The sequence below is a fragment of the Helicobacter sp. 11S02629-2 genome (assembly GCF_002272875.1).
In the GTDB taxonomy this organism is placed as follows: Bacteria; Campylobacterota; Campylobacteria; order Campylobacterales; family Helicobacteraceae; genus Helicobacter_I.
The window spans coordinates 1-12,578 of record NZ_MLAN01000003.1; the positions used below are offsets into that span (position 1 = coordinate 1).

The 12,578-nt window shown below is 35.5% G+C and carries 10 protein-coding genes, 1 other RNA gene and 2 pseudogenes; 2 read left to right on the plus strand and 11 right to left on the minus strand.

The features are described from left to right. A pseudogene (locus tag BKH40_RS08690) lies at positions 1-215 on the plus strand (methyl-accepting chemotaxis protein); the annotation flags it as partial. A gap of 177 nt (positions 216-392) precedes the next feature. On the opposite strand, the gene recG reads toward BKH40_RS08690, so the two are convergent. The 6 genes from recG to panD all read right to left on the minus strand — a co-directional run bounded on the left by recG (position 393) and on the right by panD (position 6,656). Continuing rightward, positions 393-2,303, minus strand: coding sequence for an ATP-dependent DNA helicase RecG (gene recG, locus BKH40_RS02740; protein ID WP_095276751.1), 1,911 nt, complete (start codon positions 2,301-2,303; stop codon positions 393-395). 1 nt (position 2,304) lies between these two features. Continuing rightward, on the minus strand, positions 2,305-3,099 hold the full coding sequence (gene surE / locus BKH40_RS02745; protein WP_095276753.1) for a 5'/3'-nucleotidase SurE: 795 nt from the start codon (positions 3,097-3,099) through the stop codon (positions 2,305-2,307). Positions 3,100-3,118: 19 nt separating this feature from the next. After that, positions 3,119-4,021, minus strand: coding sequence for a polyprenyl synthetase family protein (locus BKH40_RS02750; RefSeq protein WP_095276984.1), 903 nt, complete (start codon positions 4,019-4,021; stop codon positions 3,119-3,121). 81 nt (positions 4,022-4,102) lie between these two features. After that, positions 4,103-6,001, minus strand: coding sequence for a PDZ domain-containing protein (locus tag BKH40_RS02755; RefSeq protein ID WP_095276755.1), 1,899 nt, complete (start codon positions 5,999-6,001; stop codon positions 4,103-4,105). Beyond that, entirely contained in the window at positions 5,998-6,297 is a 300-nt protein-coding gene (locus BKH40_RS02760) for a YbaB/EbfC family nucleoid-associated protein (protein WP_095276757.1), read from the minus strand. Before BKH40_RS02760 ends, BKH40_RS02755 begins: the two co-directional genes overlap by 4 nt. A gap of 14 nt (positions 6,298-6,311) precedes the next feature. Continuing rightward, entirely contained in the window at positions 6,312-6,656 is a 345-nt protein-coding gene (gene panD / locus BKH40_RS02765; RefSeq protein ID WP_095276759.1) for an aspartate 1-decarboxylase, read from the minus strand. 87 nt (positions 6,657-6,743) lie between these two features. Between panD and ligA the strand changes: the two genes are divergently transcribed. Then, positions 6,744-9,173: an NAD-dependent DNA ligase LigA gene (gene ligA, locus BKH40_RS02770; RefSeq protein ID WP_095276761.1), complete on the plus strand. Its 2,430-nt coding sequence runs from the start codon at positions 6,744-6,746 to the stop codon at positions 9,171-9,173. A 1,039-nt stretch (positions 9,174-10,212) separates the two neighbouring features. Here the strand turns inward: ligA and rpsR are convergent. The 5 genes and pseudogenes from rpsR to ffs all read right to left on the minus strand — a co-directional run bounded on the left by rpsR (position 10,213) and on the right by ffs (position 12,567). Continuing rightward, positions 10,213-10,470, minus strand: coding sequence for a 30S ribosomal protein S18 (gene rpsR, locus BKH40_RS02775; RefSeq protein ID WP_095228657.1), 258 nt, complete (start codon positions 10,468-10,470; stop codon positions 10,213-10,215). A gap of 9 nt (positions 10,471-10,479) precedes the next feature. Further along, positions 10,480-10,944 (minus strand): single-stranded DNA-binding protein, encoded by a 465-nt coding sequence (gene ssb, locus BKH40_RS02780; protein ID WP_095276763.1) that lies wholly within the window; start codon positions 10,942-10,944, stop codon positions 10,480-10,482. A 118-nt stretch (positions 10,945-11,062) separates the two neighbouring features. Further along, a pseudogene (gene rpsF / locus BKH40_RS02785) lies at positions 11,063-11,398 on the minus strand (30S ribosomal protein S6); the annotation flags it as partial. Positions 11,399-11,457: 59 nt separating this feature from the next. Continuing rightward, a complete protein-coding gene (gene holA, locus BKH40_RS02790; RefSeq protein ID WP_095276766.1) occupies positions 11,458-12,438 on the minus strand; it encodes a DNA polymerase III subunit delta in 981 nt (326 codons plus the stop codon). Between the two features lie 31 nt (positions 12,439-12,469). Then, positions 12,470-12,567, minus strand: an RNA gene (gene ffs, locus BKH40_RS02795) — signal recognition particle sRNA small type. Positions 12,568-12,578 lie beyond the last annotated feature (11 nt).

Here is a 12,578-nt window from a genome sequence, read left to right on the forward strand (position 1 = left end):
CTAATACTAATATCTTAGTTCAATCAATTAATGACATGGCTGAATCTATAAAAGAACAAGCTAATGGTATAACTCAGATAAATGATGCTATATCTTTACTAGAGCAATCTACTCAAGGTAATGTAAACATAGCAGATGATGCTTCTAAGATTTCTAACTCTGTAACTCATATAGCAGATGAGATAATGAATGATGCTAATAGGAAGAGGATATAAAAGAATATCTAGAAGAAGAAGTGTAAAAAGAGATAGTAAAAAGAATATCTAGAAGAATAAATAGAGAATAAGAATAAATAGAGAATAAGAATAAATAGAGAATAAGAATAAATAGTAAGAAGAGATTCTCTTCTTATAGGGAGTGGATTCTATGTTCCTCACAACATTCTTTCACTCCTATACACTCTTTTCTTGCCTTAAGGATTCTATATCACTTAGGGCTTCTTGCAAGATATCACTATCTCGCTTTATGTTAAAGAACTTAAACTCATCGCCACTTTGTTCCACCCCATCTATCAAATCTCCACTACTTCTATACTCCAAGTCAAGCTCAGCTATATCAAAACCGCTTAAAGTCTTAGCAAAACGCTCTAGTCTTGTAAGGGCTTCTTTTTGTGAGTTAGATTCCATATTAGAGTTAGTGTCTAGCTTAGTGCATAAAAAGCAGTAGCCTTTAAGACCATTCCTGCTTACCCTACCTCTAAGCTGATGAAGGCTTGCAAGCCCTAAAAGCTCAGCCCCCATGATAACTACAACACTTAAAAGCGGCAAAGAAAGACCAACTTCAACCATAGTAGTAGCTAGCAAGATAGCACCTTTAGTCTCCCTAAACTGCTCTAAGATAGAATCTTTTTCTTTATCTTTGCCATGAGTTACATAGACATGCTCAAAGTTTTTTAGCCAGTACTCTTTTGCCTCTTCTAGTGAGAGGTAGTTTGATCTAGTATTAAAGCCTTCACTTTTAGCCTCACTTTTTTGGACTAAAGGATAGATGATGGCTACTTGATGACCCTTAGCTAGTTCTTGCTTTATAGTCTCTAAGACTTTAGGAAAGCCTTTTGTGTCAACTATAGAAGTAGTGATATCTTTTTTAAAAGGAAGATCACGTATAAAGCTAAACTTTATATAACTACTTTTTATCATAGCCATGGTGCGGGGTATAGGAGTGGCTGAGAACTGAAAGATATGAGACTTAAGTGTGCTTTTTTGAGATGTTAGTGCTTCAAGTTTACTTCTTTGTTTAGTGCCAAATCTATGTTGCTCATCACTCATAACTATGCTAAAGTCTTTAAAAACCTCATCTTCTAAAAATAAAAGCGCTTGCGTGCCTATGACAAAGTGGGCGTTTGCTAGACTATCTTCAAACAAAAACACATCTCTAGAACTAACTTGCTGACTAGTTTTAAGCACTACTTGTATATCACTTGGCAAGAACTTTATTGCCTCATTATAAAGCTGGGTTGCAAGTATAGTAGTTGGTGCCATAAGTAAAACACGCTTAGGAAAGCTCATAGCCACAATGCTTAATATAACCATAGTCTTGCCACAGCCAACATCACCCATGATGATACGTCTAGCCTGCAAAGGGCTAGCTAGATCAAGCTGCACATCTTTTATCGCCCCCATCTGACCACTAGTTAGGCTAAAAGGCAAGCTAGATAAAAAGGCTTTTAAGTTTTTAGCACTAGCAGTAAGCAAAAAGGTAGTTTTAGCTTTAAAGTCTCTTTTTTTAAGGCTAAGTCTGTATAGATAAAGCCAGATTTCTACATACTTTAAAGCATCCATGTTAGGCTTTGGGATAGTTCCACTTGCCTCATAAGCTTTAAAAAAAGCTAGGTTTGGTTTATATATCTCTTCTATTAAATGTGCCCTTTTAGAATCTAGCCCTAACCTTTCTAGATTAAAAGCGTTTAGATTTTCTCTAGCATCATTTTTTTTACCATTAAAGATAGGGATTATGGAATCTAGTGCTTTTATAGGCTTAGGATTACTCACTTGTAAGTGGCCAAGCTTATTTTCTACCCTACCATAAAGACTTAAAGTGCTTCCTACTTTAAAAGTGCTTTTATGAAAAGGCTTGTGATTGAATATATAAATAGTAAGTGGCAAGTCTAGCTTAGCTAGATAAGCTTCTATAAAAAGAAACTTTCTGCTATCTCTAAGAGAAAGGATAGTAGCACTAAAAGCCCCAATACTTGAAGAGTTATAAGCTGGCTTAGTAACTTCAAAAGTTGATATATACCTCTTTGGCACATCTAAAGCAAGATATAAAAGACTAAGTTCACTAGGCTTTTTATCTAAAGGCATCTTAGAGGCTTAAGTCCTTTAGTGCTTTTATGTCTTCATAGCTTGTTAGATCTAGGCTTAAAGGTGTGATAGATATAAAGCCTTCTTTTATGGCCTTGTAATCTGACTCTAAGCCCCTTCCATCTTCCCTTTCACTTAAGACTAGTTTCATGTTACCTAGCCAGTAGTATCTGACATTTCTTGGATTGAAGTTTTCTTCATAGCTTAGTTGGTAGTGCCTATAACCAAGTTGTGTGACTTTAGTTTGACCATTATAGGCATTAGCATGAGGTATATTGATATTTAAAATCTTCCTAGTGCCAAACTTATAGCCCTCTTCTAGAATCTTTTTTACTAGCTTGTAGATAAAGTCTTGCCCTACGCTTAGGTCTAGTGGGAGATTTTGGGCATTAAGGTCTTTATCTTGGATGTATTGGGATATAGCAAGACTTGGCACATCATGGAGTGCACCCTCCATAGCCCCTGCTACCGTACCAGAGTAGGTTACATCTTCACCTATGTTTGCACCAAGATTAATGCCTGATACCACAAGGTCTGGCTTTTTGTGTTTAAAAAGAGTAGCTAATGCCATATAGATACAGTCAGTTGGACTTCCATCATCAAGCTTATAAAAGTCTTTTTCTACTTCTATAAGTTTTAAAGGCTTAGTTATAGTTAGCCCATGCCCACAGGCTGACTTTTCAGACGCAGGGGCTACAACTACTACTCTACCTAAGGGAGATAAGGCCTCTTTTAAAGCTTTTATACCATGGCTAAAATAGCCATCATCATTAGTAAGTAATATAACTTTTTGCAAACAATTAGTCCTTGTAGTTTTAGTTTTGTGAGTTTAGTTTAGTATCAAAGTCTTTACTGTACTGTAAAAATATAGATTCTAAGGCAAGTTTAGTTTTAGGATTAACATCTCTTTGTATGTCTAAAAGAAGATTTTCTAAGCCTTTTTTTATCTCTTCTAGCTTTTTGATACTTCCTTGTAAGCCTAACAAGTTTACATAGCTGTTCTTACTAGCGTCATTATGAGTAGTTTTACCGGCTACTTTTTCACTCAAACTAACGTCCATAATATCATCTAGCACTTGGAAATAAAGCCCTAAAAGCATGCCAAATTTTTCTAAAACTTCTATAGCTTTAAGGTCTAAAACTGAGATCAAAGCACCCATCTTAAGGGATGCACTTATAAGCCTTGCAGTTTTGTTGATGTGAATAAATTCCAATTTATCCAAAGGTAGTTTTTGGTTTTCAAAAAAGCAATCAAGTGCTTGCCCAAGCACCATCCCACTAAAACCTCCATCAAAGCTTAAGATTCTAACTAGCTCTATCCTTACTTCAGCACTAAGTGCAGACTTTGATAAAAGATTAAAAGCATAAGTATTTAAAGCATCACCAACTAACACAGCTGTAGTTTCATCATACTTTTTGTGCAAGGTAGTGTGTCCTCTTCTTAAGTCTGCGTTATCCATACAAGGCAGGTCATCGTGGATTAAAGAGTAGGTATGAAAGACTTCTAAAGCCAAGGCTGCATCAAAGCTATTAGAAAGAAGCTCAGGTGCGTTTGCTAAAACTACTCCAAAAAGCAGTCTTGGGCGAAAACGCTTACCGCCATTTAGCACCATCTCCCAGATGGCATCTTCAAAGTAAGGATGAAAGCTTTTTATAGCTGGCTTAGCTGCCTTTAAAAACTCTTCAAACTCTTCGCCTGCCTTATTTATCTCATCCATTAACTCTATCTCTTTTACTTGCAACTCTGCTTCCTTTAGTTAATTTTAAAAACTCCACCTTGCTTTAAAATCCACCCTATCTTACTTTACGATAAGCCTAAACTCAAAACCATCCCTGCTAATAAGCATATCAAGATTCTCAAAACTAGGAGTTTTATTCGCATTTTCTTGCTTACTTGTTTTGGTGTCATCTTTAATGATGTTTATAGAACTAGATTCTGAATTAATCTTAGGTGAGTTCATATTTAAAAAAGCCTCTAAGTCATCACCACTTTTCAAACTGCTAACTTTTGTGCCCCCAGACCCTTGCATAGAATCTTTACTAGCCTTTGCTTTTATATCTTCTTTAGAAGAGTGCTTATTAGCAAACTCTTGTATATAGCTAGCTAGCTCATCTTCTTTAGTTTTTGATGGAATCTGTACTTTAGTGCTAGCTTTAATTTTCATCATATAAAGCTTAGTAAAAAGCTCTCTTAAAGTTTTATCTCTATTAGTATACATAGAAGCTAGGTAGTCTTTTAGGTCAAGCCCATCAATCTTAAGTATCTTATCGCCTTTTTTTAACTCGCTAAATCTACCACTACTTGGTGCATCTAAAACTGTAAAGCTATCACTTAGCCTAAGGTGGAAACGCTCCAAAAAGCTATCTGGAAGCAAAAGCCCTCCATATCTTTTACCAGCTTTTACCTCAAAGCTTAACACCTTGCCATCACGCCTTATATCAACCTTAGCTAAACTGCCCTCTTTTAAGTTAAGCAGCATCTCGCTTAAGTCTTTAAAAGATTTAGGTGCTATATTATTAACTGATATCAAGACATCACCTTGCATGAAAGGATTACTTTTAAAAAATGGATCAACATAAAGCACTTCAAAAGTTGCACTTTTTGGATCAGTCTCTTTAAATCTAACACCTATATCACCATAGTGCACGCCCTTAGAATCTAAAAAGCGCATGATGTAAGATTTTTCTATAAAAGAGTTACCACCAACTCCTATGCCATAAATCTGATAGCAGATATTACTCAAAACGCCATTTTGCCCTATCTGCCCTTTGATGCGCCCATAGTCTAAAAAGCCAGCCTGCCCTTTTAGTAGCCTAACGCCTCTAGCTCCTTTTATATCAGCACTTACAAGCTCTCTACTCCTAGCGTAGTTATCTATGTCCATTAAAGTGTAGCCAAGAGGTGTTTTCAAACTGTCTTTAAGTAAAAAAAGCCCACTAAAAGGATCATACTTTTCAACCCTTACATCTTTTGGCCTAGTCTTACTAAAGCCAACAAAGCCTTTCCCTTTTATATATACAGCATAGGTGCCATCATCTAGTCTTATACTTGCTTGGTGATAGTAGTCACTGCAAGCTGCATAGTCTAGCCTTTCTTTAGTAGTGCTCACTGGATAGAGGTCTTTTACTTCTTGCATACCAAAAGACTTATCATGAAGCATAGGCTCTTTTTTAGAATCTTGTGTCATTAAGTCTTGCTTAGTGCTTACTTTTTTAGTAGCAAGACTAGATTCCATAGCAGGAGAACCTTTTACCAACTTAGAATCTTGCATCTTAGAATCTTCCAACTTAGAATCTATCTGTCTAGAATCTACTTGCATGCTATTTGCACTATCTTGCATTTTATGCTCTGCCCTATCAAGCAAAGCATTACTAACATTTAAGTCTTTATCTTCTTTTGTGTTTTCCTGTCTTGCTCTTTGCTTTTTAGGACCAGTAGGACTAGACTTTAAGCTAAGCTCTTCTTTAGTCATGGAATCTAAAAGCACAGGCTCTTTAGTGTAAAACTTCCCAGCACTAAAGTTACCACTTTTAAACTCTTCCATAGCAGTAGTATTAGGAACATCAATGCTTTGCAAGCTAGCGCCCATATTAGAATTGCTAGGATTTGTGCTAGGCTGAAGGCTTGCATCTTGTGCGCTAAGAGTGCTTAAAAGCAAACTACATAACAAAGCCTTACTAAAAGTTAAAGTCTTCATGTAAATAGATTGAAATCTTTTAGCTTGCTCATGGCAGATTCTTTTTTAAGATTCTCCACTTCTTTATTGGCTTCATTTATAGCACTTATTAAAAGCACTTGAAGGCTGCTTTTATCACTTAAAAGCTCATCATCTATAGTTATATCTATAACCTCGCCATTACCATTCATCTTAACTTCTACTAAGCCACCGCCACTTTTTGTAGAAAAGACTTTGTTTTTAGCCTCATCTTCATAGTTTTGAATCTGCTCTTGCACGCTACCCATTAGGTTTTGTAGTATCTTTGGATCAAACATAAACTTTTCCTTTTTTAAACTATTAGATTTTTGGAATCTACTTTTACTATCTTTGGCTCATAACTTTCTGCTTCAATAAGTGACATCTGTGCATAAGCTATGATTATAACCACATCGCCAGTTTGAACAAGCCTTGCTGCAGCACCATTAACACAAACTGTGCCTTCAACTTCACTTTCTATAACATAGGTGCTAAATCTAGCACCATTATTAACATTAACTATATCAACCTTTATGCCCGGTAGTAAGTTAGCAGCTTTTATAAGTCTTTTATCAAGGCTGATTGATCCTACGTAGTTTAGATTACTATCAGTGATGGTTGCGCGGTGGATCTTAGAGTACAGCATATTAACAGTCATGTTATTAAGCCCTTTTTTATGTAAATAATTGATAAGATTCTAGCATAAGCTTAGGATTTACTACATGGATATTAAAGGTTAACTTAGATGCCAAATACACAAACTAACAAGATAAAAACTATAAAAGATTATAAAGATGCACTAGACTTGCTAAATACTTATGCAAGAGCTTACTATACAGGTGATACGCCATTAATAAGTGATGATAGTTATGATTTACTCTATAGAAAAGTTAAGGCTTTTGAAGCAAGCAACCCTACACTTATAGACCCCCTTTCCCCAACACAAAGAGTAGGAGATAAACTCTTAAATGACTTTAAAAAAAGCAAACACATCTATAGGATGTGGAGTTTAGATGATATTTTTAACAAGCAAGAGTTTGCAACGTGGCTAAAAACCTTGCTTAAAAATATAAGCGATTTAAACTATGACTTAGAAAACTATAGCTTTTGTGTATCTCCAAAGTTTGATGGCTTAAGTCTTAATCTGCTTTATAAAGAAGGAAGGCTAGTTAGTGCTGCTACTAGGGGGGATGGAGAAGTTGGCGAAGTGGTGTTAGAACAGGCTAAGCTTGTAGAAGGAGTACCTTTAAATATAGCTTTTACTAAGACTATAGAGATAAGAGGCGAGGTAGTTATATCTAAGACTAACTTTGAAAGCTACAACGCCAAAGAAGCCTCCTTAAACCAAAAAACTTATGCTAATCCTAGGAATCTAGCCAACGCCACTCTCCGCCAGCTAGACTTAAAAGTAGTTGCTGAAAGGAAGCTAGAGTTTATCCCTTGGGGTATAGGCTACGTAGAATCTAGCTCTACTAGTCTTTATGAATTAATGAAAGAAGTGTTAAGTCTTGGCTTTAAAGATAACTTTATGCGCTACTTTGAGCTTCCAAAGCACAAGTTAGAATCTAACTTACTAGGCTTTCAAAACTCACAAGAAGAGAAAAAAAGGCTTTTAAAAAGCGACTATGAAAGCCTGCATACACCCTTAGAAGATGCCTACCTTGATATACAAAAACAAAGAGAAAGCTTTGCTTGTGAGCTAGATGGTGCTGTGATAGTGTTAAATGATAGAATTTTACAAGAGCGTCTTGGTTTTAGTGTAAAAGTCCCTCGTTTTGCCTGTGCTTATAAGTTTAAAGCAACATATGTTGAAACTAAATTGCTTGATGTGACTTGGCAGTTAGGAAGAAGTGGCGTGCTAACTCCAGTGGCGATATTAGCCCCTATCATGCTTCAAGGTGCTTTGATCTCTAGGGCAACTTTACATAATATAGATGAGATAAAAAGACTAGATTTAAAGCTAAATGACACAGTTTTGCTAACTAGAAGTGGAGATGTTATACCTAAGATTGAAAGTGTGGTGATTACAAAAAGAGGGCATGACATAAGCCCTATAAGCCTACCTACTAACTGCCCAGTTTGTGGCGAAAAAGTAAGCTTTGTGCAAGATCCAAAAAGTGGCAACACAAGGATAATATGTACTAATAAAGCCTGCATTGGTATCTTAAAAGCAAGGCTTAGCTTTTATACCACAAAAGACTGCATGGATATAGAAAACCTTGCAAGTAGCACTATATCTGCCCTAGTAGATGCCAAGCTTGTAAACTCTATAAAAGACTTATACTTTTTAAGACCAGAAGACTTATTAAAACTTGAAGGCTTTAAAGACAAAAAGGCACTAAAGATTATAGATTCCATAAAAGCAAGCATAGGCACAAGAGAACTTTGGCGTTTTATAAACGCCCTAGGCATAGCCTTTGTCGGTAAAGAAAGCTCTAAAGTCTTAGAATCTACTTTAGGGCTAAAGTGCTTTGAAGCTAGCCTTGAAGTCTTAGAGACCTTGCCAGATCTAAGCAGTGATACTTGCACTTCTTTTAGTGAGTACTGCAAAGAGTATGGATGTGAGATAACTAAGCTTTTAGAGATAACTAAGCCCATAGTAACTTTTGGCTATAAAAATAGCGGCCTAGATATAACTAAGATTACTTTAAGTGGCAGCTTTGATAAAAGATACAGCGAACTAGCTAGCCTTTTAGAATCTAAAGGTTTTAAGGTTACTAAAACAGTTAGTAAGCAAACAAATCTCTTAGTGCAAAGCACAAAAGGGAGTAATCAGATTAGCCAAGCTTTAAAACTGGGTAAAAAGATACTTGAAGTAAGCGATACAAGTAACTTGCTAGATGAGATTTATAAAGCCTTAGATATAAGCAAAGAAGACGCAGACCTTATAAAAGAGGCTTCTTTAAGTGAAGGCAAAAAAAGCATAGTTTTAACAGGTGCTCTTGATATACCAAGGAGTGAACTAACACGCATACTAGAAACTGCAGGCTATGAAGTAAAAGGCACAGTTAGCAAGGAGACTTCTTTGCTGATAGAAGGGGTAAGCAAGGAAGATGCTTTAAACTCTAATAAGATAAGCTCTAAGATGCAAAAGGCTATGAAGCTAGGCATAAAAATCTTACAGCTTGAAGATAGCAGCGATATCTTAGAAAAGATAAAAAACGCACTTAACTAGCTTAGATTACTGAACTAGCTTAGATTCTAAAAGCTTTCTAGACTATCACGTGGTAGTCCTATCTTTACGTCATTGTTAGAATGCTTTAGCAGACGTGGCAATCTTTTTGCTATCTCATTGCGAAGTTTGCATTATGCAAACTTTAAGCGTCTGACTCTAAGTCATCACTAAAAGCATGCACGATGAAGTAATCAAATATTAAAAAATAAAAAGAAAGGAAGGGAAGGCTTAACTTTTAAAAAAATTATGTAGAAGTTAAGATATATAGAGTTAAGAAAGATTTGGAGTTTGAAATAAGCACGTTTAGTGATTAAGCTATATTTAAGTAAGAGTAAGCAAGCAACTTCAAGAGGGTTAAAAACAAGCGATAGTGCAAGTTTCTTTGAAAAAGACTAACTAAAAACTAGGCTTGCTAAAAGGCTTTTTGAGAAGTGCCTTTCTAGTTTTTAGCTTTTTTCTTAGTATAATTTAGTACAGGTTAAAAAAATAACCAGTATAATCATGACTAAGATTTTACGGATCTTTTTCATTAGGCATCACCTCCTTCCTTTTTGGAACGAGATATACACCTAAGAGGCGGCCACCTCTTAGGGCAACCTCTACTTCAATTATAACAAATCAATGTTTTTATTTTTTATGGATTCTTTTTATGAGTTTTTATGCTTCCTTCATCGCACCTGCTATGCTCCCATGATGACACAAACGCACAGCTATTATGTTGGCTGACTATTTCACAGCCTAGCGTCAAGACTAAAGTGCACTATTATTACGTCGATATCAGATATCTTTTAACATCAAGTCAATTAAGATAAGTTTTATGTTTAATTGAGCTTTTATATTTTTAGAGCATACTTGTAGCTAGGGGATATTAAAAATAAAACACGCGGTAAGGTTGGTACTATTGTAAAAAGGGAAGTACTAGTAAGGCTAGTTTGGGATACAACTATCTAAAAGCCTTTTAAAGACTTCTAGATAGCAACTTATAACATTTGTCTTTTTTTGGTTTTAAAGGAGACTAGGGTTATAACTTATATAAGACTTATGAAAGTCTAAAAGGGTTTTCTACAACTTTTTTGCTATCAACTACATAAGGTATCAAAGCCATATGTCTAGCTCTTTTGATAGCAACTTCTACTCTTTCTTGCCACTTCTTAGTATTACCTGTAAGGCGTCTAGGCATTATCTTATATCTCTCAGATAGAGAGTGTTTTAGCATCTCTATATCTTTATAGTCTATAAACTCTATCTTTGCTTCTGTGTATTTGCAGTATCTTTTTGAATATTTTTTGCGTTCCATGTCTTTCCTTTAAAATGGTATATCATCATCTATATCAACAACTGGTAGTTGTTCTTCTTGCTGAGGCTTGTAGTCATTTTTTGGCTGGCTATAGGAGTTAGAAGCTCCAGAGTTACTAGAAGGGTTTTGAGGGTAGTCACTACTTTGAGACTTGGAATCTAACATCTGCATAGTTTCTACAGCTATGGTGTGTTTTGATCTATTGTTGCCATTTTGATCTTTCCAAGTTTCTAAAGTTAGCCTACCTTCAATAAGTACTTTTGATCCCTTTTTTAGGTAGTCATTAGCAACTTCTGCACTTCTCCCAAAAAGCTTTGCGTCGATGTATAAAACCTCATCTTGTGTGGTACCATCGCTACGCTTATATCTTCTGTTGCTTGCCAATCCTATAGTAGCTAAGGCTGTCCCACTAGGAAGGTGCTTAAAGTCAACTTCTCTAGTTAGATTTCCTACTATTATGACTTTATTGTACATTTATGACCTTTAAGATTTATTCTTGTGGCTGACTTTGGGCAGGAGTTTCTTCGATTTTAGGCTCTGCTAGCTTAACTTCTTCTTCACTTCCAAGTCTTTCACTTCTTTTTTTAGTGTCTTTTTTATTAGCCTTGTCTACTAGTGAAGCCCAAGCTTTTTGCTCTTTTTTAGATTCATACTTGATAACTATAAATCTCAAAATGTCTTCATTAACTCTATAAAGTCTTTCTAACTCAGCTATTAATGAAGGCTCTGCCTTAAAGTAGATGACATAGTAGTAGCCGCGGAGGTTTTTTTCTATCTCATAAGCTAGAGTTCTAACACCCATATCAAGAGTTGTTTCTATAACTCCGCCATTTTTTGTGATAACTTCTTTAAAAAAGTCTATCTTTGCCTTAAGTTCTTCTTCTACTAAAGTAGGTTTTACTATGAACATAGTTTCGTAGTGACGCATTTTGCTCCTTCTGGATTTTAACTTCTGCTTTATTTAAGCCTAAGTCAAGGAATGTAAGCTTACATTCTATCTATGCAAAACTTAATATTTGATAAATTAATAAGCTTGGAGTTTGCCACTCCCCTCATGGAATCTATACGCCAGAGGCTTAAAGTATCTAGGATTTTTACAAACTGCTCACTTTTTAGCCTTAAAGCCCTCCTACTTAAACCTTCTGCAACCTTAGGCGGTGGAGTGTAGCCAAGTGCTTCTTTATAGTCTAGTCTTCCAAAGGCCTTAGAGTAAGCATAAAGCTTAAAAAGTATATAAAAATGCCTTTGAACCTCTCTTAATAAGTCCATCTCTTCGATGCCTTCTTCTTCTAACTTTTCTAAGATTAAGGCTATATTTTCCCCGTCAAATAGAGCATTTATCAAAGCTTCTATATTAAGTGAAGCTATGCCATAGCTTAGTTTTTCAACTAACTCTGATGTTATCTTTTTATCAATTGCAAATTTTTCTAGTTCGTTTAAGGCTATGCCAATGTCATTATTTTGTACTTCTAGCAAAAACTCTAAGGCGTTTGCATGGACTTCAAGTCCTAGCTTTTTAGCCTTATCTCTTAAAAGATACAAGCCCTCATTAAAAGTTGGTGCAAAAAAACGCACTTCCAAGCAGTTAGGATAAAGCTTAAAAGTAGTCCCCATGCTTCTATAACGCTTAGCATACTCAGTATCTGATATGCTAGGATTTTTATAAAACTCAACTATTAAAAATGACTTATCTTCTATGCTGCTTAAGATTTGTTTTAGGGTATTAGATGGGATGGTATTATAAGTTCTAAGTAAGACTATATTTGTATCACCAAAAAGCGAGGCACCAGAAAGTAGATTTAATACATTATTAAAATTATTATCAAAATAGATTCTATTAACCTCTCCACCTATCTTAGAAGCTATAAGCTCACCATAATGGCTTATATAAAACTCACTTTCACCGTATAAAAATATAGCTTTTGGAATCTTTGTTTGAAGGTATTTATCTAAATCTTGCTTATACATGATTTGTCTTGTAGTTAGTAGTAAAAAGCCCCCTTAATCAGAGACCAATGGCACACCAAGTATATAAATGCTCTGCTGTATTCCTACCCTGAAGCGTTGTTCACATACTCAATTGCAGTGGGCTAATTAAGAAGGTGCGA